This is a genomic window from Marivivens donghaensis (assembly GCF_011806565.1).
GTDB classification, from domain to species: domain Bacteria; phylum Pseudomonadota; class Alphaproteobacteria; order Rhodobacterales; family Rhodobacteraceae; genus Marivivens; species Marivivens donghaensis_A.
This window is the reverse complement of record NZ_JAATOP010000017.1, coordinates 1-21914: the sequence shown is the minus strand read 5'-3', so window position 1 is coordinate 21914 and position 21914 is coordinate 1. Positions and strand designations below refer to the sequence as shown.

The window sequence follows — 21914 nt, the reverse complement described above, 5'->3', positions numbered from 1 at the left end:
GGCCGTCCGCAGCGTAGGTCAGTTGCATGGTTCAGAACGCGCACATCACCGTCTCCGGCGCCCCCGAGGGGTTTGACGCAAAGCTCATCCTCGAGGAGTTGGCCAAGACAGGCCAGCCCGTTCTGCACGTCGCGCGCGACGACAAACGTCTGGCAGAGATGCAGGCCGCGCTGAATTTTTACGCGCCCAAAATGCCCGTCATCGTGTTCCCTGCGTGGGACTGTCTGCCGTATGACCGGACCTCGCCGAACGCCGATATTTCCGCGACCCGTATGGCGACGCTGGCCGCGCTGACCCACGGGATGCCCTCCAAATACGTGCTGCTGACCACCGTCAACGCCGCCACACAGAAGGTGCCCGCCCGCAGCATCCTCAAAGAGGCCGCGTTCACGGCCCGCGTGGACAGCCGTATCGATGAAGAAGGGCTGCGTAACTATCTGACGCGCATGGGATTTACCCAAGCGCCGACGGTGATGGAGCCGGGCGATTACGCCGTGCGCGGCGGCATCATCGACATCTTCCCACCGGGACAGAGCGGCCCCGTCCGCCTCGACCTGTTCGGCGATGTTCTGGATAGCGCCCGCCGTTTTGATCCCGCCACGCAGCGCACCACGGAAAAGCTCGACGTGGTCGAGCTCGCGCCCGTGTCCGAGGTCATCCTCGACGAGCCCGCGATCACCCGTTTCCGTCAGAACTACCGCATTGAATTCGGCGCGGCGGGCACTGACGATCCGCTTTACGAAGCGATCAGCGCGGGCCGCAAACATGCGGGTCAGGAACACTGGCTCGGCTTCTTCCATGCCGAGCTGGAGACGCTCTTCGATTACGTGCCCAAGGCCACGATCACGCTGGACGATCAGGTCACGCCGACCCGCATCACCCGCTGGACGATGGTCGAGGACACCTACGAGACGCGGATGCACGCGCTCAAGCAAAAGGGCCGGATGGACAGCGTGTACAAACCTGCGCCGCCGTCCCTGATGTACCTCGATGACAACGCGTGGGAGGTGGCCGTCGACGATCGCCGCGTGCTGCAATTCAGCCCGCTCAAACAGCCCACGGGCCTCAATGTGATCGACGCAGGCGGCAAGATCGGCCGCGATTTTGCCCCCGAACGCCAGCAGGAGAGCATCAGCCTCTTCGGCAGCCTCGTCTCGCACATCAAGAACAAGCTCGAAGACGGCCCCGTGGTCATCGCGTCCTATTCGGACGGTGCGCGCGAACGTCTGACGGGCCTTCTGGAAGACGAAGGTGCGGGCGAGGTCATCCCCGTCAGCGATTTCTCCCGCGTGGGCAAACGCGGACTGCACCTTGCCGTGTGGGCGCTGGAACAGGGCTTCGAAGCCAAAGGCATCACCGTCATTTCCGAACAGGACGTGCTCGGTGACCGCCTCATTCGCCAGACCAAGAAAAAGCGCAAGGCCGAGAACTTCCTCACCGAAACGCAGAGCCTCACCCCCGGCGATCTGGTGGTCCACGTCGACCACGGCGTCGGTCGGTATCTGGGGCTTGAGGTCATCACGGCAGCCGGTGCAGCGCACGAATGTATCTCGCTCGAATATGCAGAGGGATCAAAGCTTTACCTGCCGGTAGAGAACATCGAACTGCTGTCGAAATACGGCCACGAAAGCGGTCTGCTGGACAAGCTCGGCGGCGGTGCATGGCAGGCGAAAAAGGCCCGCATGAAGGAACGCATCCGCCAGATGGCGGAGCGTCTCATTCGTGTCGCTGCAGAGCGCGAGTTGCGCAAAGCGCCCGTTCTCACGCCGCCCGACGGCATGTGGGACCAGTTCCTCGCGCGCTTCCCCTATGCGGAAACCGACGATCAGCTTCAGGCGATTTCCGACGTGCTCGACGACCTCGACAGTGGCCGCCCAATGGACCGCCTCATCTGCGGCGATGTGGGCTTTGGTAAGACCGAAGTCGCGATCCGCGCGGCCTTCGTCGCCGCCATGTCCGGCGTTCAGGTTGCCGTCATCGCGCCGACCACGCTGCTCGCCCGCCAGCACTACAAGAACTTCAAGGAACGCTTCCGCGGCTTCCCGATCAACGTGGCGCCGCTGTCGCGTTTCGTCTCCGCCAGCGAGGCGTCGAAAACCCGCGAGGGCATGGCGAACGGTCAGATGGACATCGTCATCGGCACCCACGCGCTGCTCGCCAAGGGCGTCAATTTCAAGAACCTCGGCCTGCTTATCATCGACGAAGAGCAGCACTTCGGCGTCCAGCACAAAGAGCGCCTGAAGCAGCTTCGCTCCGACGTGCACGTCCTGACGCTGACCGCGACGCCGATCCCGCGTACGTTGCAACTGTCGCTCACCGGTGTGCGCGATCTGTCGATCATCGGCACGCCGCCCATCGACCGCCTGTCGATCCGCACCTACGTTTCCGAATTCGACACCGTCACCATCCGCGAGGCGCTGCTGCGCGAACACTATCGCGGCGGTCAGTCGTTCCTCGTCGTGCCGCGCGTGAGCGACCTGCCAGAGATGGAAGACTGGCTGAAAAAGAACGTCCCCGAGATCACCTATGTCGTGGCGAACGGCCAGATGGCGGCGGGCGAGCTCGACGACCGGATGAACGCCTTCTACGACGGCAAATACGATGTACTGCTGGCAACCACGATTGTGGAGAGCGGCCTCGATATTCCGACCGCGAACACGATGGTCGTGCACCGCGCCGATATGTTCGGCCTTGCGCAGCTCTACCAGATCCGCGGCCGCGTGGGCCGTTCCAAGACCCGCGCTTATGCGTACTTGACGACGAAACCGCGCGGCAAACTGACCCCGCAGGCCGAAAAACGTCTTCGCGTGCTGGGCAGCCTCGACACGCTCGGCGCTGGCTTCACGCTGGCCTCGCAGGACCTCGATATTCGCGGGGCGGGCAACCTGTTGGGTGAAGAGCAATCGGGCCACGTCAATGAGGTCGGCTACGAGCTCTACCAGAACATGCTCGGAGAAGAGATCGACCGTATCAAGAAGGGCGGCGGTGCGCTCAATGATGATGACGGCCAGTGGGCGCCGCAGATCAACCTTGGCGTTTCTGTCCTGATTCCAGAGGATTACGTGCCAGACCTCGACGTTCGCCTCGGCCTTTATCGCCGTCTGTCGAACCTGTCGACCAAGGTGGAGCTGGAAGGTTTCGCCGCCGAATTGATCGACCGTTTCGGCAAGCTGCCGAAGGAAGTGAACACGCTGCTGCTGATCGTGCGCATCAAGGCGATGTGCAAACGCGCTGGCATCAGCCACCTCGACGGCGGTCCGAAAGGCGCGACCGTGCGGTTCCACAACGACAAGTTCGCATCGCCAGAAGGTCTGGTGGAGTTCATCGGCGACCAAAAAGGTCAGGCCAAGATCAAGGACAACAAGATCGTCCTGCAACGCGACTGGCCGAAGGAAGCGGACAAGATCAAAGGCGCCTTCGCCATCGCCCGCGACCTTGCAGAGAAGGTCGCGGCCAAGAAGAAAAAAGCTACAAAGTCCGGCGCTTAAGGCCGAAGCTTAATCCGAACGCTGCGACGGCGAAGATGAAAACGCCGACCGTCAGCGGGATCGGTGTGCCGTTGAAGAACTGACCGACAGGGATCGCCAGCAGCAGCGAGAGCGAGGTCGACAGCGACATCACCACCGAGGTGCCCATGCCAGCGACGTGACCCAGCGGCTCCAGCGCCAGTGCGTTGAGGTTGCCCAGCGTCAGGCCGATGGTCGCGAAAACAGCGGCGCTAAAGACGAAAAACATCGCAAGGCGAATGACTTGTGGCGCGCTGCTCAGTTCGACTACCGTCACGATTGCAGCCAAGCTGGCCATGACGCAGAGCGCGATCTGGATGATCCGCTTCATGCCGAACCGCATCACGAGGCGCGAGTTCATGAAGGACGCGCAGGCCGCAATCGCCGCCGCCGCGCCAAAGAAATACTCGAAGGTTTCGGCGGCGCCAAACGCCTCCGCATAGATTTGCTGGGTGGACGACAGCGTCGCCATCAGGATCGCGTAGACCAGCGTCAGTACATAGATCACCTGACGCGCGGCGGGGGCTTTCAGCACCTCTTTCACCGCCCATTTCAGCTCCGACACCTTCATTGTGCGGCGGTTGGATTCCAGCAGCGTTTCGGGCTGGCGGAAGAGCATCCAGAACATCACGAACGCCCCGAACAGGCCGAAGAACGCAAAGATCGAGCGCCATCCGAAGGCGTCCATCAGCGCGGCGCCCGCCATCGGTGCAAAGGCCGGAATGATCCCGAAAATCATCATCACGAGCGAGCTGATCCGCGCCATTTCCGGCCCGCTGTGCTTGTCACGGATCAGCGCGATGCTGACGATCCGCGGCGCGGCGGCGGCCACACCCATGACGAAGCGCGAAATCAGCATGGTGGTCATCGACGGCGCGAGGAAGGCGATGAACGCGGTCACAACGTACAGAACGCAGCCCGTGATGATCACGACCTTGCGCCCGTAGGTGTCCGACAGCGGCCCGACAAAGAACGTGCCCAGCCCGAGGCCCAGTACGAACGAGGTCACCACAAGCTGCGCAAGGTTCGGCGCGTCGGGCGACAGCTCTGCCGCGATCTTGCCAAGGCCGGGCAGCATCGCGTCGATAGAAAACGCGGTCAGCGCCGAAACCATCGCCATCAGGCCGACGAATTCGCGGCGACCGATGGGGCGGCCTGTCGATGTAGCGATCATCACTCGGCGCTTTCTTCGCGGTCCTGCGATGCGATATCCTTCATCACGTCGAGCCACAGCTCGGTCGGCTGTGCACCTGGCACCGCGTGGCGGTTGCCGACAACGAACGTCGGAACCGAGGTGATGCCCATGTGACGCGAATGCGCCTCGCGCTTGGCGATACTGTCGATGTCGGCGTCGCTCTCCAATAGGCGGCGGACCATCTCGGGGTCCATCTCGCAGCCCTTGGCGATGTCGATCAGGACCTCGTGGTCACCAATGTCGCGGCCCTCGGCCCAGTAGGCTTTCATGATGGCGCTGACGACAAAGGCTTGGCGCTGTTCGAGGCCCGCCCAGTAGATCAGGCGCTGCGCGTCGAAGGTATTGGGCGAGCGGGTGATCTTCTCGAAATTAAACGTCACACCAGCGTTCTTCGCGTGCTCTTCCAGTACAACGTGCGCTTCGGCAGCGCGCTTCTTGGAGCCGAAGACCTGCTCCATCAGCTCGCCGCGATCCATGCCGCCTTTGGGCATGTCGGGGCGCAGTTGGAACGGGTGGTATTCGATTTCGAAGGGGTGGTCGCCGGCTTTTTCCAGCGCGCGGTCGAGGTAGCCTTTGCCGACGTAGCACCAAGGGCAGGCGGGGTCAGCGATGATGTCCAGTTTGACCATGTTGTCTTTCCCAGTCCCCGCGCAGCTCGCGGCGGAGGATCTTGTTGTTGGCATTTCGTGGCAGCGCGTCCACACGGACGAAAAGACGCGGGCTCTTATAGCGGGCGAGCTTTTCTGCTGCGTGATTGCTCAACATATCTTCGGAAAGATCGGTGTCTGCAACGTAAAACAGGGCAATTACCGTTGCATCTATCTTGACCCTGACCTCCGCTGCTGCACATTCGCGGATGCCTTCCGCGCTGGCCATGGCGTCCTCCACCTCGATGGGCGAGACGCGGTAGCCGCCCGCGTTCATCATGTCGTCGGTGCGGCCGTCGTAGTAGATCGCGCCAGTGTCATCCATGTGGCACATATCGCCGGTCAGGAACCACTCACCTTGGAATTTGGAGGCGGTTTCCTCGGGTTGGCCGTCATATTCGATAAACAGGCCGGGGTCGGAGTTGTGAATGCCGAGGTGGCCTGTTTCCCCCACAGGCACGGGGCCATCGTCACCGAGGATCGCGATCCGGCGGCCCGGTTGCGGGTAGCCAATGGCATGGGGCGGCGCGGGGCGCATGGGGCTGCCAGAGATAAAGGTGGAGCACTCGGACATACCGTAGGCTTCAAAGACCATGGTGCCCGCCGCCGCGTTCCATTGCCGCTTCATCGCGTAGGGCATACTTTCACCAGCAGAGATCGCGTGGCGCAGCTTGGGCATCGGCGGCAGGTCCGTCCGCATCATCTGGCGGAACACACCGGGCGTCGCGGCAAAGATCGTGGCGCGGGATTTAGCAATCAGTTCGGGCAGTTTGGTGGTCGGCGTTCCGTCGGGCGGGATCAGCGCGGTGGCCCCGATGCTCCACGGGTCCATGAGGCCCGCGCCCAGCGTATAGGTCCAGTTGAACGAGCCCGCGTGCATCAGGCGGTCGGTCGACTTCAGTTCGTACCAGCCGCCCCACATCATTTGCCGCGCCCAGATCGCGCGGTGCGCGTGGACGACGGCGCGGGGCTTTCCGGTGCTGCCCGAGGTGAAGATGATGTAGGCGGGACGGTCGGGCTTGCCGAAAACGTAGTTCGCTGGCGGGAAATCACGGAAGGATTTCAGCTGGTCGAGCGCGATCACCGGAACGCGGCATTCGGGCAGGGTGATGCCCTGTTCGCCGACGATAAGCGCAGGCTTCACGCTCTCGCACATCTTGGTAATTTCCTCGACCGTAAGTTGCGTCGATGTCGGGATCGGCACTACGCCAACCGCGATGGCGGCAAGGTAGACGATGGGGAACCACGGCGTGTTTCCCAGCCGCATCATCATCCGCTCACCGGGCTTGATACCGAGCGCCTTCAGCCCCGTTCCGAGCCCCAGAACCGCCTGTTCAAGCTCGGCATAACTCCACCATTCCTGACCGAGCACTTCGAGTGCGACGTGGTCCGGCTGTAAAGAAGCATTTGACAGCACATGTGCCGCCATATTGAAGCTTTTAGGGCAGGGATCGACTGCCCGCGGTTCGGTGATGCTCAACATATCTGAATTCCAGAATTTACCGTTGGGCGTTGTAAGTAAAGATAATACTCGAATATAAGAGCGTCCATGTCGGAAAACTCAGAAAAGCGCAGCCTCATTCAGATTGCCCGTGACAGTGGTGCGCAGGAAACCGCGCCGCCGCTCGATCTGGGCGCCCGTGTGCGCGAGCTGCGCAAGGAACGTGACTGGACGCTAGAGCAAGCCGCGCAGCACGCCGGACTTGCCCGCTCTACGCTTTCGAAGATCGAGAACGGCCAGATGTCTCCGACCTACGAGGCGCTCAAGAAATTGGCGGTCGGTCTGAGCATTTCAGTGCCCCAGCTTTTCACAACTCCGAGCCGCAGTCAGGTGAATGGCCGCATGGCGCTGACCCGCAACAGCGAAGGCCAGTCGCACATCACGACCACCTACGAGCACGAACTGCTCGCTGACCAACTGACAAAGAAAAACATGCTTCCGTACCGGGCGCGGGTGCGCGCACGGAGCATGGATGAATTCGAAGGCTGGGTGCGTCACGACGGGGAGGAATTCCTCTACGTGCTGACGGGCACCATCAAGCTGTTCACCGAATTCTACGAGCCGGTCGAGATGCGCCGCGGCGATAGCGCGTATTATGACGCCACCATGGGCCACAACGTCATCTCGACCAGTCAGGAGGATGCCAACATCCTCTGGGTAACTTCGCTCTATTAAGCGAACGTCTTAGGCGTCGGTGCGACCGATCGGATTGGCCTCGTAGCCGTCATCACCGAAACGGCGGTCGTCGTCATAGGCGTCTTCGCCTTCGGGGATGTTGTCGGCTGCGGCCAGAATGCGTTCGTTGTCCATTTCGGGATCCATGATCACATCGGCGGGCGTCGCGCCTTCCATCCACTCCGCCAGTTGGTCCTCTGCCTCGCGGGCGGGAACCTGATAGGTGTGGACGATTTCCTTGAGCAGGGCGGTGCGGTCACCTTCGATCGCATCCACGGTGTCGCTGTCCAGTTCGGGCCAGCGGGTGAGGATGCTCGGCACGAATGCGTTCCAGTGCTCGGTTACTTGCTGCCATTTCATAGCGGTATCTCCTTGGTTGCAGGAAAAACGCGAGGGCAGAGGCTTTGGTTCCTGAAACGAAAAAGGGCCGGATGAACCGGCCCTTCTTTGCGTATTCTCAAAACCAGGTCTGAACGCTTCGCGCAGTTTCGGAGATGTCTTCGCCCACACCGGCTACGGTGTTGCAGGCAGACAGCGCCGTGAGCGCGAGGACGAGGAGGATCTTAGTCTTCATACCACCACACATCAGGTTGCCATCCCGGCCAGTCGCCGAAAATCGGAATGTCCTCGGGGTAATGGAGGTTCGCGTCATATGCAATCCGGCTGATGTTCCACTGATAGGTGGGGATCACATACCGTCCGGCAGTCAGCGCGCGGTCCATCGCTTTGACAGCCGCAACGAAATCGCTCTGGCTTTCCGAGGTCAGCATCTGGTTGATCATCGCGTCGACGGCCTCGGACTTCACGCCCATCAGGTTCCGGCTGCCCACGGTGTCGGCGTATTCGGAGCCGTAATAGCCGAACTGCTCGTTCCCCGGCGACAGGCTGAGCCCGCGGCGATAGTAGGTCATGTCGAAGTCGAAGTTGTCGGTACGCTCTTTGTATTGGGCACTATCGACGGCATCGACGGTGGCCTTAATGCCCAAGCGGTCGAGTGATTGGATGAACATATCTGCAATCGACTGGAACTCCGATGCACCGGTCTGGAGGAGAATTTCGAATTCCAGCGGCTCGCCCGCTTCGTTCTTCATCACGCCGTCCTGAATGGTGTAACCGGCTTCCTCAAGCGCTGCGAGGGCAGCGCCCGTGCCAGCACGGTTCCGCTCCGATCCGTCGGAAACAGGCAGCTCGTAGCCTTCGATCGCGCCCGGCAGCAGGTCGCCGGCGTAGGGTTCGAGGAATTCCAGAACGCGGCCTTCAGCGGGGCCGTTGCTCATGCCCAGCGGCGAGTTCGAATAGTACGACGTGATGCGCGGCTGGGTGCCGCCGGTCATGGTCTCGTTGATGAACTCGAAGTTGAAGATGTCGATCATCGCATCGCGGACGTGCCAGTCGTCGAACGGCGCGGAGCGCGTGTTCATCACAAAACCGGTCATGCCCGACGGACGCTGGTGTTGCAGTTCGTCCTTTTTGACCGAGCCGTCCTGCGCACGCGGGAAGTCGTACTGGCTGATCCAGCGCGCTTCGTTGAATTCGCGGGTGAAGTTCACTTCGCCGGTCTTGAAGGCTTCGAACGCGGGCGCTTCGTCACCGAAGAAATCGATGCGCAGCGTGTCGAAGTTGTTTGTGCCCTTGCGGAACGGCACATCCGCGCCCCAGTAGTCGGGGTTGCGGGTGAACTCGATGAAACGGCCCAGTTCGTAGTCGGTGATGACGTAGGGCGACGAGGTCACGGGGATCATGTCCGGCGCTTCTTCGACGAAATCCACGCCTTCGAACTGCGATTTCTGCAGGATCGGACGCAGACCCGCCAGCAGAGCCAGTTCACGGTCTTCGGTGTTGAACGTCAGACGTACCGAACGGTCGCCGGTCTGTTCGATCTTTTCGACCTTGGCCCAGAATCCGCGATAGCGGCCGTGACCCATGGTGCCGAGCGTTTCGAACGACCAGATGACGTCCTCAACGGTCACAGGCGAGCCGTCCGAGAATGCGGCGGCGGGGTTCAGCGTGAACTCGACCCATTCGCGGTTCGGACCCGTTTCGATGCTTTCAGCCAGCAGACCGTAGAGCGAGAACGGCTCGTCCAGCGAGCGGCCCATCAGGCTTTCGCCCATCAGGTAGGGCAGCTGCCACGGCGAGCGTCCGGTATCCACGAACGGGTTCAGCGAGGTGAAGGATCCGACCTCTGCGGTGGCCATCGACCCGCCCTTGGGCGCGTCGGGGTTCGCGTAGGGCAGAGAGACGAAGCCCTCTTCCAGCGCGGGGTCGCCGTACATTGCAATCGCGTGTTTCGCTTCGGCATTTGCCATACCCGCCGCAGCGAATAGTGCAGCAACGGCAATGCCATATCTGAATTTCTTATTTAGCTGGACGTTCATTCGATGAACTCTCCCCTCTGCTCATATGCCTTTGATTGAGCGTATCGGGGGTTTTGGCCCAGTTCAAACTTAATGCTTGGAAGTTCGCGGGTAATTGCCTATAAAGAGTGCACTGCTCGATAGGTTTCTTGCCTGTATGAAACCTGCCTCAATGACTTAACGCCGGCTTCGTGCCGGCGTTTTTTTTATGGCTATTCGCTGCTTCGGGCAGGCGGCTCTATTGCCTCGGAATCGGCAGGGGCGCAAGTGCGAATCCCCCTCATATTCGCGGCATGTCCCATTGAATTTTTCTGCAGGTGCAGCATTATCCGTTTAACGAATGGCTTTACGGAGGAGGCTTCCCCAATGACACTGTCTGGTAAAACTGCTGTGATTACCGGCTCCAACTCGGGCATCGGGCTTGGCGTGGCGCGTGAACTGGCGCGCGCTGGCGCGAATGTGGTGCTGAACTCCTTCACCGACCGCGACGAGGACCACAAGCTGGCCGCCGATATGGAAGCCGAATTCGGCGTGGTCGTCCGCTACATCGCTGCCGATATGTCCAAGGGCGAAGACTGCCGCGCGCTGATCGAAAAAGCGGGTGCCTGCGATATCCTCGTGAACAACGCGGGCATCCAGCACGTCTCTCCGATCGAGGATTTCCCGACCGTGAAATGGGACGCCATCATCGCGATCAACATGTCCTCCGCCTTCCACACCACCGCCGCTGCGCTGCCGATGATGCGCAAGGCGGGTTGGGGCCGCGTGGTGAACATCGCCTCCGCCCACGGTCTGACGGCCTCGCCCTACAAAGGTGCATATGTTGCCGCCAAGCACGGCGTTGTAGGCTTTACCAAAGTCACCGCGCTGGAAACCGCGAAAGAGGACATCACCTGTAACGCCATCTGTCCGGGATATGTGCACACGCCGCTGGTGGACGCGCAAATCCCTGATACGGCAAAGAAATATAACATGACCGAGGAAGAGGCGATCGAGAAGGTCATCCTCGAACGTCAGCCGTCCAAGCAATTCGCGACCGTCGAACAGATCGGCGGCACGGCGGTCTTCCTCTGCTCCGACGCCGCTGCGCAGATCACGGGTACGACGATCAGCGTGGATGGTGGCTGGACCGCCCTTTAACGCACGAACCGACAAGAAAGACTGAAGGGAAAAGATGATGAAACGGATCAACTTGGCCCTTCAGGGCGGCGGCGCGCACGGTGCTTTCACGTGGGGCGCGCTGGACCGCCTTCTCGAAGAGGACGACATCGAAATCGCAGCTATCTCCGGCACATCCGCCGGAGCGCTGAACGGCGCGGCGCTGAAATCCGGTCTCGTCGCTGGCGGACGGGAAGGGGCCAAGGAGCAACTCCGCTGGGTGTGGAGCAGCGTCGGCGCCATCACCCATCCCGCGCTCGCCAAATGGATGGAGCCCTTCGCCGAGGTCAGCGAGCTTTACGCCCACGCGCTGAACTACTCGCCCGCTTATATCTGGTGGGACACGACGATGCGGATGATGTCGCCTTATTCCAACGGCGCGGTGCTGCAAAACCCTCTGGGCCGCGTGCTGGGTGATCTTGACTGGGAGGCGCTGCTGTCGAACGAAGGCCCCGAACTACACGTCTGCGCCACGAACGTCCGCACCGGCAAGATCCGCATTTTCACCGACACCGAAATCAGCCCCGATGCGATCCTCGCCTCCGCCTGCCTGCCGACCCTGTTCGAAGCGGTGGAGATCGACGATCCCCAGACGGGCGAGCGCGAGGCGTTCTGGGATGGCGGCTTCACGGGCAATCCCGCGCTCTTCCCGCTGTTCCCCAAGCATCTGCCCGACGACATCCTGATCGTGAACATCAACCCGCTTTACCGCGAGGAAGTGCCGCGTGACGCGCAGTCGATCCAGAACCGGATCAACGAAATCAGCTTCAACACGTCCTTGCTGCGCGAACTCCGAGCCATCAGCTTCGTCAAACGCCTGATCGCGGACGACGACATGCCCGCTGGCAAGATGAAGGACGTGAAGGTGCATCTGGTCGAGGATGCGGCGCTGATGACCGAACTCAGCATCGCGACCAAAATGATCGCTCTGCCGACCGTTCTGTCGCGTCTGCGGAATGCGGGCTATGCCGCGATGGAGCGGTTCTTGGGAGAGCACAAAGACCAGATCGGCACCGAAGGCAGCGTCGATCTGAGCGCGATGTTCGCTTAGGCTTTGTCCTTGAGCGGCGTGACGGCGACGCCGTCTTTGCCGTTCTTGTCCTTGCCGTTCGGATAAACGAGACCCGCAGAGATCACGAGCTTCGCCGCGTCCTCGACCGTCATATCGAGGATCGTGACTTCGCTTTCCGGCAGGAACAGCAGGAAGCCCGAGGTCGGGTTCGGCGTGGTCGGCAGGAACACGGTCAGCACCTTTTCCTCGGTCACGACCTTCTCGGCCATCTCGCCTTTGGCGTCCGTGGACACAAAGCCGATCGCCCAGACGCCCTTGCGCGGATATTCGATGAGGCAGGCGCGGTCGAAGCTGGACTCGGTCTGTGCGAACACCGTCTCCGCCAACTGCTTCGCGCCGTTGTAGATCGAACGGATGACCGGCATCCGCGAGACCATGTTCTCGCCCCAGTTGAGGAAGCTGCGACCGATCAGGCCCTTCGCCATCCAACCGACGAATACGGTGAAGATCAGGAACAGAACCACGCCCAGACCGCGCACGTTGACGCGGATGTGGTCGGGGCTTGTCGGGTTCGGATCACCGAACCAGCGGTTCACCAGCGCTTCGGGATGATAGCCGCCCGGCACGAAGGGCCAGACGAAACCGTCGACCCAACCTGCGACGGACCAGATCAGCCAGATCGTAAGGCCGATAGGGGCCACAACGACAAGTCCGGCAAGGAAGTTATTGCGGAGGACACCGAACAGGCTCGTGCGCTGCTTCGGAGGCGTAATCTGGGAAAATTCGTTCACTATCGGCCCGACGGGAAAAGGTTCTGTATTGATATGTAAGAGCGGGGTCGCCCCCGCTCAATCTCTTATCGCCCGTTATTCCGACTTTCGTGACAGCTTGTCCAAAGCAACGGCGATTTTCGCGGCAAGACGTGCATTGTTAAGCACCAATGCGATATTCGCGGTCAGGCTGCGGCCCTCGGTGATCTCGTACATCCGCTGGAGGAGGAACGGCGTGACCTCCTTGGCCTTGATACCCTGTGCGTCCGCATCGGCCAGAGCGGCTTCGATGTGTGGCAGGATTTCTTCGGCGGTGATTTCAGCGTCCTCGGGGATCGGGTTGCAGACCAGCTGACCACCCGGCAGGCCAAGGAGGCCGCGCATCTGGTGGGCGGCCGCGATCTCGTCCGCGGTATCGAGGCGGATCGGCGTCGGGATGCCCGACGAGCGCGACCAGAACGCAGGCAGTTCGTCCTGACCCAGACCGATCACCGGAACGCCGAGCGTTTCGAGCACTTCGAACGTCTTCGGCAGATCGAGGATCGCCTTCGCGCCAGCGGCCACAACGGTGACAGCCGTCTGCGCCAGTTCCTGAAGGTCGGCGGAAATGTCAAAGGTGTCTTCGGCGCCGCGATGCACGCCGCCGATACCGCCCGTGGCAAACACGTCGATGCCTGCGGCTTCGGCGCAGATCATCGTCGCCGCAACAGTGGTCGCGCCCGTGCCGCCGGTGGCGAGGCAGGCTGCGATGTCGGCGCGGCTGAGTTTCTTGACGTCCTTGGCCTGACCCAGATCATCGAGCTGATCGCTATCGAGGCCGACGTGCAGCGTGCCTTTGATAATGGCGATGGTCGCCGGAACAGCGCCATTATCACGCACGGCAGCTTCAACGAGCCGCGCGGTTTCGACGTTCTGCGGATAAGGCATACCGTGGGTGATGATCGTGCTTTCCAGAGCGACGAGCGGCGTGCCGTTCTTCATCGCTTCGGTGACTTCGGCGGAAAATGCCATCGGGATCATTTGGGAATTTCTCCTGAAACGTAGGTTGCAGCGGCAAAGAGCGCGCGTTCGAGCGCGTCGTGGCGGTTCATGCCTTCGCGTTCGGACGCGATATGCGCTGCCATGAAAGTGTCGCCCGCGCCGGTCACGCGTGTGACCAGCACCTTGGGCGGTGTGAGTGTAATGACGTCTTCGCCAGTCGCTTCGGAGGCGGAGCTACCGCCGTCCGTTACCAGCACGCGCTTGCAACCGCGCGCGATGAGACCCTTGGCCGCCGCTTCCGAGGACGGGAAGTCGGTGTGGCACAGCAGGCTGGCTTCTTCGAGGTTCACATAGAGCGTCGCCGACGGATGCCCGACCAGCGCCAGAAGGCGGTCCGCCTTGCCCGGACTTGCAGGCGCAACGCGGAGGTCGGATTTGCTGAACAGCGGCGAATGCGCGATCTGGCGGAGGAGTTCGACCGTCAGGTTGCCGTCCAGCGCCACGAGGCCCTCGTACGGCGCATCCTCTGATCCCAGTGAGCCATCCGACAGCGGACGCAGGATCTTGTCACCTGCCTGTTCGAGCGAATGCGCATCGGCAATCGCCGCGATCAGACCGTTGGCACCCTCTACCGCCATATAGTTGTCGGTCGGCAGGTCGTCTGAATGATAAAGGTGATCGACGATCATACCCATCGCGGCGGCTTGCTCGGTCAGTTCTTCGCCCGCCGGATCACGTCCGATGGCAGAGAGCAGAGCAGGGGTCATACCAAAGCGCGTCAGGGTCATCGCGATATTCATCGCAACACCGCCCGGAACGCGGGTGATATGACCCGGCACGTCGGACCCGACGCGCATGACGACAGAGGAACGGCCGATGATGTCCCAAAGGACCGACCCGATACAAAGGATGTCTGGCGAAGTGTTCATAGACGTGTCATGACCCGACCGGAGCGCCGCCGCAAGGCCGGAAAGCGATTAAGCGTACGCAACTTCTCTTTTACTGTTGTCAGCTGTCAATTTCTGGCGTAAAGGCCCAGCACTCAAACCCGCAGGCGGAGGCGGGCCCTATGGGGAGACATCCCATACGGTCCACCGGTTGACGAAAAGTCTGATCCTCCGCTGAGGCCAAACCGGAAAAGGAAAAGGACATGGCTCTTCCCGAGTTCACCATGCGCCAGCTGCTTGAAGCTGGTGTTCACTTCGGCCACCAGACCCAGCGCTGGAACCCGAAGATGCAGCAGTACATCTACGGCTCGCGCAACGGCATCCACATCATGGACCTCACCCAGACCGTCCCGATGCTGGACGCTGCTCTGAACGCAATCCGTGAAACCGTTGCTCGCGGCGGTCGCATCCTGTTCGTCGGCACCAAGCGTCAGGCTCAGAAGCCGATCGCAGAAGCTGCTGAAAAGTCGGCTCAGTTCTACATGAACCACCGCTGGCTCGGCGGCACGCTGACCAACTGGCAGACCGTTTCGCAGTCGATCGCTCGCCTGAAGTCGTACGACGAAGCTTCGGAAAACGGCTTCGAAGGCCTGACCAAGAAAGAGCGCCTGAACGCAGAACGTGAACAGACCAAGCTCCAGCTGTCGCTCGGCGGCATCCGCGAGATGGGCGGCGTTCCGGACATGCTGTTCGTTCTCGACGTCAACAAAGAAGACCTCGCGATCCTCGAAGCCAAGAAGCTCGGCATCCCGGTCGTCGCTGTTGTCGACACCAACTGCTCGCCGGAAGGCGTTGACTATGTCATCCCGGGCAACGACGACGCTGCTCGCGCTATCCAGCTGTACTGCGACCTCGTTGCACGCGCTGCTCTCGACGGCATGAGCACCCAGCTGCAGAAAGCCGGCGTCGACATGGGCGCCTACGAAGAGCTGGCTGAAGAAGCTCTCGCCGAAGACGCTCAGTAATTACTGACCCTTCGTAAAAATGATACCGGACGCGGTTATGCGCGTCCGGACCCTTATTTTCAGGAGATGTGACATGGCTATCACCGCAGCAATGGTGAAAGAACTGCGCGAGTCGACCGGCGCAGGCATGATGGACGCGAAAAAAGCTCTCGTCGAAAACGATGGCAACATGGACGCCGCAGTTGACTGGCTGCGCACCAAGGGCCTCGCAAAAGCCGCCAAGAAGTCGGGCCGTACCGCTGCTGAGGGCCTCGTCGCCGTCGCCGTTTCGGGCAACAAAGGCGTCGCTGTCGAAGTTAACTCGGAAACCGACTTCGTTGCGAAGAACGCAGAATTCCAGGGCATGGTCGCTAAGATCGCTGCCGCTGCTCTGAACGTTGCTGACGTCGAAGCGCTGAACGCTGCCGAAATCGACGGCAAGTCGGTTGCAGACACCATCACCGACAAGATCGCTACCATCGGCGAAAACATGGGCGTACGCCGCATGGCTTCGATCGAAGGCGGTCAGGTTGTCAGCTACATCCACAACGCTGCTGCTGACGGCATGGGCAAGATCGGCGTTCTCGTCGCTCTGGACGGCGACAACGAAGCATTCGGCAAGCAGGTTGCGATGCACATCGCTGCTGTGAACCCGGCTGCTCTCGACGAAACCTCGCTCGACGCTGCTGTTGTCGAGAAAGAGAAGTCGATCCAGATCGAAATCGCTCGCGAATCCGGCAAGCCGGAAGCCGTCATCGAAAAGATGATCGAAGGCCGCATGAAGAAGTTCATCGCTGAATCGACCCTGATGGGTCAGGCATTCGTCGTAAACCCCGACCTGACCGTTGAAGCCGCTGCTGCTGAAGCCGGCGTCAAGGTTACCGGCTTCATCCGCGTGGAAGTCGGTGAAGGCATCGAGAAAGAAGAGTCGGACTTTGCTGCTGAAGTTGCAGCAATGAACAAGTAAGACTTCGTTCTTTTTGGAATGATTGAAGGCCCGTCGGAGCGATCCGGCGGGCTTTTTCTTTGGTCGGTGTGCTGCGGGGCAAGGTGCGGAGGAGGGGCTTTGCCCCTCTTGGCCGAGGGCCAATTCACCCCAGGATATTTGGGGCACAAAGGCAGCAGTGCCCGGACATAAAAAAGCGGCACTGCGTCGGGAGAACGCAGTGCCGCGAACTATATTGTGCGCACGGGATGGATTAGCACACAACTAGCCTGATGCTGAAACGACCTAGCAAACATAGCCGTCCCAACGCGCCGCAAACACGGCACAAAACCAAGAGCCTTGTAATCGCAAGGGTTAGTCCTGCTGGGCGTTCCTTTGGCTCAATGAACCACCACTCACGGAACGGTTACTACTTGCCATTTGACGTTGCGTCACGAAAGTAGTGGAAACCTGACCTTTGGGAATTTCCTAATGATTACGCGTCGATAATGAACATCTGGTTATAAAACGCGGCCTTGAGGACGGCCTGAGCGGTTGTGTCCACATCGAGCGCTTCACGGGCAAGGCGAAGGTGCTTCTCGATGGTCGCTGGCGTCAGATTCATCAGATAAGCAATGTCGGCGGTAGTTTTGCCGTCGCCGACGAATTCGAGCACTTCGCGTTGGCGTTTGGTGAGCTGGCGATGGCGCGCATACGGGAGCGTCAGGAGTTTGAGGTAAGCCACGCTGTTGGCCAGCGTGATGTCGCGGCCATGCTTTTCCCAGATCCCGTCGACCTGATCCTGCGTCATGTTCTTTTTCGCGGTGAGCGCGACGGCGCCTTTGGTGCGGGCGGTCACGGAGCGGAAGCTGATCGTGTAGCCGGCTGTCACGCCCATGGAGCGGTTATATTCGACGGTGCGAAGTTCGCCTTGGGACATGCTGTCGAGGTTTTCCGCGACCCAGCTCCAGCTACAGGCGCCGTCGTTTTCCAAGGCCCAGCGGACCATGGGCGCGTTGAAGTACATGCCTTCGTCGATGAAGGCGCGCATGTATTCGGTCGTCTGGTTGGTGAGCACGACCCAATCTTGCGGATCGCCGAGGGAGCTCGTTGTGCGGTAGCGTGTGTAACCTAGAATGATCCGGTCGAAGCCGTAGCGGGCCATGCGTGTCGAGTGGAGTTCCCAGAGTTCTTCGACGGATGGGGCGTTGGTAATGGCTTCGAGGTGATCGATAAAATTTAACACAAGCGAGTCTTTGTTCGAGTTTCTACGCCAGGTAGGAGTATCACTTTCCATACCTTTACAAAAGTATGAATGAGGCTAGCGGTGCCTAGGTCGTAGGTTTGCTGTATCCAGTAACGCGTTCAGAAGCCGGCAAGAACGATTTAGACGACAATAAGCAACATAATACTGATTATGCCATTTACGCGTTGCACGATGGAGAAGCTGTCGGATGTGCCCTTGCGGGATATGAAAACGCCCGCGTGACGGATCACACGGGCGTTTCTGATTGATTAACCGAGTGCGTATCCTGCGCCGCGGACCGTGCGGACCGGATCACCGCCGCCGTATGCCGTGAGCGCTTTGCGTAGGCGTCCGACATGGACATCGACGGTGCGTGTGTCGACGTAGATGTCGCGGCCCCAGACGCGGTCGAGAAGTTGCTCGCGCGACCAGACACGGCCAGGCTTTTCGATGAAGGTCGAGAGCAGACGGAACTCGGTCGGGCCGAGCTTCAGCTGTTCCCCTGCCCGCGTCACGCGGTGCGTTTCGGCGTCGAGCTGAATGTCCTCGAACACCAGCGTCTGACCTGCGAGCGCGGGACGCGTGCGGCGCAGCTGGCTACGTACGCGGGCCAGCAGTTCGTTGACCGAGTACGGCTTGACCACGTAGTCGTCTGCGCCGGTTTCGAGCCCGCGCACGCGGTCGACGTCCTCAGACCGTGCCGAGAGCATGATGATCGAGATCTCGCGGGTTTCGGGGCGCGATTTCACGCGGCGGCAGACCTCGATGCCCGACAGGTTCGGCATCATCCAGTCGAGGATGACCACGTCCGGTTCGTCCTCGGCGATCATCAGAATGGCTTCCTCGCCATTGGCTGCGGTCGATACCCGATAGCCTTCGGCGCCTACGTTGTAGGCCAGCATTTCGCGCTGTGCGGGTTCGTCTTCGACGATGAGAACGTGGGGTTCGGAGGACATGGAGATACCTGTTACTTCACTTCGGCGATGAGCGAGGTGTTATCGCCTTTGGGACGCGGATCTTCCGGCAGTTCGCCGGTGACGAGGTAGATGACCTGCTCGGCCATATTAGTGACCAGATCGCCCATACGTTCGATGTTTTTGGCGATGAAATGCAGGTGCATGCAGGCCGTGATGTTGCGCGGATCTTCGAGCATGAAGGTCAGCACTTCGCGGAACAGCGCGTTGTACATCTGGTCGACGTCCTGATCGCGCAGGCGCACGTCGGCAGCGAGGGCCGCATCGCGCTGGATCAGCGCGTCGAGCATGTCCTTAAGCATGTCCTGCACTTCGCGGGCCATGCGGCGGAGCGCGGCGTCGGGGCCGCTGATACGCTGGCCTTGGGCGATGACGGGAACGCGTTTGGCGCAGTTCTTGGCGTAGTCGCCTACCCGCTCCAGATTGCCGTTGATTTTCATCACGGCCAGAACGGTGCGCAGATCGGTCGAAACCGGTGCACGGAGCGCGATGATGCGGGCGCATTCTTCGTTGATGGTAGTTTCGAGAGCGTCGACGGCCTTGTCAGCCTTGCGGACTTTCTCGGCCAGTTCGGTGTCACGCTCTTCGAGCGCCTTGGCGCTGTCGAGGATCGCGGCCTCGACGAGGCCACCCATCTTGATGATCTGCGCCTGAACGGCTTCGAGGTCGCGGTCGAAGGCAGAAGAAATGTGTTGAGCCATGGGTGCCTCCGGTTAGCCGATTTTGCCCGAGATGTAGCTCTCGGTGCGCTGGTCTTTCGGGTTAGTAAAGATGTCCGAGGTGTCGCCGTATTCGACCAGATGGCCGAGGTGGAAGAACGCGGTCTTCTGGCTCACGCGGGCGGCCTGCTGCATCGAGTGGGTCACGATGACCACGGTGTATTCCTGACGCAGCTCGTCGATCAGTTCCTCGACCTGCGCGGTGGCGATCGGGTCAAGCGCGGAGCACGGCTCGTCCATCAGCAGAACTTCGGGCGACGTGGCGATGGCGCGGGCGATGCACAGACGCTGCTGCTGACCACCCGAAAGGCCGGTTCCAGGCGCCTGAAGGCGATCCTTTACCTCGTCCCAGATCGCGGCGCGACGCAAAGATTTCTCAATGATTTCATCCATTTCCGCCTTATTCTTCGTCAGGCCGTGGATGCGCGGGCCGTAGGCGATGTTGTCGTAGATCGACTTCGGGAACGGGTTCGGTTTCTGGAACACCATGCCGATCTTCTGGCGCAGTTGCACCACGTCGACGCGCTTGTCGTAGATGTCCTCGCCGTCCAGCGTGATGCCGCCGGTCACGCGGCAGCTCGGAATGGTGTCGTTCATGCGGTTGATGGTCCGCAGGAAGGTGGATTTGCCGCAGCCCGACGGGCCGATGAATGCGGTGACCGCACGGGCCTGGATATCGACGTCGACACCCTTGATCGCTTCGGAGTCGCCGTAGAAGACGTGGACGTCGCGGGCGGTAATCTTGGTCTCGTTCATATCAGTAGCTCGTTCAATGTAGCGCATATCGTTCATAGCATAACTCATTACCAGCGACGTTCGAATTTGCGGCGCAGGATCACCGCGATGATGTTCATGGCCAGAAGGAAGAAGAGGAGGATTATGATCCCGCCCCATGCGCGTTCATAGAATGCCGGATCGGCGCGCGATGCCCACTGGTAGATCTGTGCGGGCATGGCCGAGTTCGGCGTGTCGAAGCCGGCGATGAAGCTCTCCGGCGTGTTGGTTGCGAGGAAGCCGACCATACCGATCAGCAGTAGCGGTGCGGTTTCACCCAGCGCCTGTGCCAGACCGATGATGGTGCCCGTGAGGATACCCGGCATGGCGAGCGGCAGGACGTGGTCGAAGACAGCCTGCATACGCGACGCACCGAGGCCCAGAGCGGCTTCGCGGATCGACGGAGGCACAGCTTTGAGCGCCGCACGGGTCGAAATGATGATGGTCGGCAGCGTCATCAGGGTCAGCACCAGGCCGCCCACCAGCGGGGCCGATTTGGTGAAGTGCATCGTCTGGATGAAGATCGCGAGGCCGAGGATACCGAACACGATGGACGGCACGGCGGCGAGGTTCGAGATGTTCACTTCGATGACGTCGGTGAATTTGCTCTGCGGTGCGAATTCTTCGAGGTAGATTGCAGCGCCAACACCGATGGGCAGCGCCAGCAGCAGAACGACGATCATCATGTAGAACGAGCCGAGGATCGACAGACCCATGCCCGCCTGCTCCGGACGGTTGTCGGAGGCGTCGGCGCCAAAGATGAATTCGGCGTTGAAGTGCAGACCGACGATGCCGGCGTCCTTCAACTGGTCGATGATATCGAGGTGCGCTGCATCGAGGTTCTTGTCGTTCACGAGGTCCGCGCGCTCGACACGGCCCTTGAAGTATCCGTCGACGCGGGAGGACGCGAAGAAGCTGAAATCGACGGTGGTGCCGATGGCGTCCGGATTGGCGAGAACGAAGCCACGCAGCTCGCCCGGTGCGGAGTCGGACATGATCTTGCCGAGGTCCTTGCCGGACATCTCTGTCTCGACGCCCTTGGACGCGACCTGCTCTTCGAGCGCCGCGTAGATGATGTTCTTGTAGGCGCCGGTTTTCAGCATGGAGGCTTCGGCGGCTTCGATCTCTTCGGCGTTCAGCGTGATCGGCAAGTCGATAAACGTCTGACGGAACGCCGAGGAGCCGTTCATCAAGATATTGGTCAGGAGCACCACAAGGAAAATACAGCCGATGCTGATCGCACCGATGCCGTACCACTGGAAACGCTTCTCGGCGGACTTGCGGCGCTTGAGGCGCGCGTCCTGCACGAAGAGCGAGTTCTTTTTCGGGGCAGCGTTGTTCTGGCCGTTTGCGGAGGTATCGGTCATTCGTACTGCTCCCGGTATTTGCGGACGATGTAGAGGGCGAGCACGTTCAGGCCGAGTGTGGCGACGAACAGCGTGGTGCCCAGTGCGAAGGCCACCAGAGCGGTCGGCGAACTGAAGTCGGCGTCGCCGGTCAGCTGCGAGACGATACGCGTGGTGATGGTGGTCATCGCTTCGAACGGGTTGAGCGAAAGGCGGGCCGCGGCCCCTGCCCCAAGC

General features: G+C 60.8%; 20 protein-coding genes and 1 pseudogene. 6 read left to right on the top strand and 15 right to left on the bottom strand.

What is annotated here, in order from left to right; genetic code table 11:
- Positions 1 to 26 precede the first annotated feature (26 nt).
- Positions 27 to 3488: a transcription-repair coupling factor gene (gene mfd, locus HCZ30_RS16195; protein WP_167639354.1), complete on the top strand. Its 3462-nt coding sequence runs from the start codon at positions 27 to 29 to the stop codon at positions 3486 to 3488.
- Here the strand turns inward: mfd and HCZ30_RS16190 are convergent.
- The 3 genes from HCZ30_RS16190 to HCZ30_RS16180 are packed head-to-tail and all read right to left on the bottom strand — an operon-like array spanning position 3469 to position 6831.
- A complete protein-coding gene (locus HCZ30_RS16190; RefSeq protein WP_167639353.1) occupies positions 3469 to 4680 on the bottom strand; it encodes an MFS transporter in 1212 nt (403 codons plus the stop codon). The two genes, mfd and HCZ30_RS16190, sit on opposite strands and share 20 nt — an antisense overlap.
- A complete protein-coding gene (locus HCZ30_RS16185; RefSeq protein ID WP_167639352.1) occupies positions 4680 to 5330 on the bottom strand; it encodes a DsbA family oxidoreductase in 651 nt (216 codons plus the stop codon). Before HCZ30_RS16185 ends, HCZ30_RS16190 begins: the two co-directional genes overlap by 1 nt.
- Positions 5305 to 6831 (bottom strand): class I adenylate-forming enzyme family protein, encoded by a 1527-nt coding sequence (locus HCZ30_RS16180; RefSeq protein ID WP_167639351.1) that lies wholly within the window; start codon positions 6829 to 6831, stop codon positions 5305 to 5307. The genes HCZ30_RS16185 and HCZ30_RS16180 overlap by 26 nt, the downstream gene beginning before the upstream one ends.
- Before the next feature lie 66 nt (positions 6832 to 6897).
- On the opposite strand from HCZ30_RS16180, the gene HCZ30_RS16175 reads away from it, so the two are divergent.
- Positions 6898 to 7524: a helix-turn-helix domain-containing protein gene (locus HCZ30_RS16175; RefSeq protein ID WP_167639350.1), complete on the top strand. Its 627-nt coding sequence runs from the start codon at positions 6898 to 6900 to the stop codon at positions 7522 to 7524.
- Positions 7525 to 7533: 9 nt separating this feature from the next.
- On the opposite strand, the gene HCZ30_RS16170 is transcribed toward HCZ30_RS16175, so the two are convergent.
- The 3 genes from HCZ30_RS16170 to HCZ30_RS16160 form a co-directional block, all read right to left on the bottom strand.
- Complete coding sequence (locus HCZ30_RS16170; protein WP_167639349.1) at positions 7534 to 7884, bottom strand: hypothetical protein; 351 nt, start codon at positions 7882 to 7884, stop codon at positions 7534 to 7536.
- 97 nt (positions 7885 to 7981) lie between these two features.
- Positions 7982 to 8098 (bottom strand): entericidin, encoded by a 117-nt coding sequence (locus tag HCZ30_RS16165; protein WP_167639348.1) that lies wholly within the window; start codon positions 8096 to 8098, stop codon positions 7982 to 7984.
- Positions 8088 to 9902, bottom strand: a complete 1815-nt coding sequence (locus HCZ30_RS16160; RefSeq protein WP_432442773.1) for an extracellular solute-binding protein — start codon at positions 9900 to 9902, stop codon at positions 8088 to 8090. The genes HCZ30_RS16165 and HCZ30_RS16160 overlap by 11 nt, the downstream gene beginning before the upstream one ends.
- 345 nt (positions 9903 to 10247) lie before the next feature.
- On the opposite strand from HCZ30_RS16160, the gene HCZ30_RS16155 reads away from it, so the two are divergent.
- Positions 10248 to 11021 (top strand): 3-hydroxybutyrate dehydrogenase, encoded by a 774-nt coding sequence (locus tag HCZ30_RS16155; protein ID WP_167639347.1) that lies wholly within the window; start codon positions 10248 to 10250, stop codon positions 11019 to 11021.
- 37 nt (positions 11022 to 11058) lie between these two features.
- Positions 11059 to 12090 carry a patatin-like phospholipase family protein gene (locus tag HCZ30_RS16150; RefSeq protein WP_167639346.1) on the top strand — a complete coding sequence of 344 codons (1032 nt, stop codon included), beginning with the start codon at positions 11059 to 11061 and terminating at the stop codon, positions 12088 to 12090.
- Here HCZ30_RS16150 and HCZ30_RS16145 read toward each other — a convergent pair.
- From HCZ30_RS16145 to HCZ30_RS16135, 3 genes are all read right to left on the bottom strand, one after another.
- Complete coding sequence (locus HCZ30_RS16145) at positions 12087 to 12842, bottom strand: DUF502 domain-containing protein (protein WP_348640410.1); 756 nt, start codon at positions 12840 to 12842, stop codon at positions 12087 to 12089. The genes HCZ30_RS16150 and HCZ30_RS16145 overlap by 4 nt on opposite strands.
- A gap of 75 nt (positions 12843 to 12917) precedes the next feature.
- Positions 12918 to 13841: a pseudouridine-5'-phosphate glycosidase gene (locus HCZ30_RS16140; protein WP_167639345.1), complete on the bottom strand. Its 924-nt coding sequence runs from the start codon at positions 13839 to 13841 to the stop codon at positions 12918 to 12920.
- The gene (locus HCZ30_RS16135; RefSeq protein WP_167639344.1) at positions 13838 to 14731 is read right to left on the bottom strand and encodes a PfkB family carbohydrate kinase; all 894 of its coding nucleotides are present in this window, start codon (positions 14729 to 14731) and stop codon (positions 13838 to 13840) included. The genes HCZ30_RS16140 and HCZ30_RS16135 overlap by 4 nt, the downstream gene beginning before the upstream one ends.
- A gap of 221 nt (positions 14732 to 14952) precedes the next feature.
- Here HCZ30_RS16135 and rpsB point away from each other — a divergent pair, with 221 nt between their 5' ends.
- Together rpsB and tsf are read left to right on the top strand one after the other, a co-directional pair.
- Positions 14953 to 15714 (top strand): 30S ribosomal protein S2, encoded by a 762-nt coding sequence (rpsB, locus tag HCZ30_RS16130; protein ID WP_167639343.1) that lies wholly within the window; start codon positions 14953 to 14955, stop codon positions 15712 to 15714.
- A 73-nt stretch (positions 15715 to 15787) separates the two neighbouring features.
- Complete coding sequence (gene tsf, locus HCZ30_RS16125; protein WP_167639342.1) at positions 15788 to 16660, top strand: translation elongation factor Ts; 873 nt, start codon at positions 15788 to 15790, stop codon at positions 16658 to 16660.
- Between the two features lie 454 nt (positions 16661 to 17114).
- Here the strand turns inward: tsf and HCZ30_RS16120 are convergent, their stop codons facing one another.
- The 6 genes and pseudogenes from HCZ30_RS16120 to HCZ30_RS16095 all read right to left on the bottom strand — a co-directional run.
- Complete coding sequence (locus HCZ30_RS16120; RefSeq protein ID WP_348640409.1) at positions 17115 to 17864, bottom strand: helix-turn-helix transcriptional regulator; 750 nt, start codon at positions 17862 to 17864, stop codon at positions 17115 to 17117.
- A gap of 269 nt (positions 17865 to 18133) precedes the next feature.
- Positions 18134 to 18820: a phosphate regulon transcriptional regulator PhoB gene (phoB, locus tag HCZ30_RS16115; RefSeq protein WP_167639340.1), complete on the bottom strand. Its 687-nt coding sequence runs from the start codon at positions 18818 to 18820 to the stop codon at positions 18134 to 18136.
- Positions 18821 to 18831: 11 nt separating this feature from the next.
- Positions 18832 to 19539, bottom strand: a complete 708-nt coding sequence (gene phoU / locus HCZ30_RS16110) for a phosphate signaling complex protein PhoU (protein ID WP_167639339.1) — start codon at positions 19537 to 19539, stop codon at positions 18832 to 18834.
- 12 nt (positions 19540 to 19551) lie between these two features.
- Positions 19552 to 20349 (bottom strand): phosphate ABC transporter ATP-binding protein PstB, encoded by a 798-nt coding sequence (gene pstB / locus HCZ30_RS16105; RefSeq protein WP_167639338.1) that lies wholly within the window; start codon positions 20347 to 20349, stop codon positions 19552 to 19554.
- 11 nt (positions 20350 to 20360) lie between these two features.
- Entirely contained in the window at positions 20361 to 21698 is a 1338-nt protein-coding gene (gene pstA, locus HCZ30_RS16100; protein WP_167639337.1) for a phosphate ABC transporter permease PstA, read from the bottom strand.
- Positions 21695 to 21914: pseudogene (locus HCZ30_RS16095) on the bottom strand (phosphate ABC transporter permease subunit PstC); the annotation flags it as partial. The gene pstA and the pseudogene HCZ30_RS16095, both read right to left, overlap by 4 nt.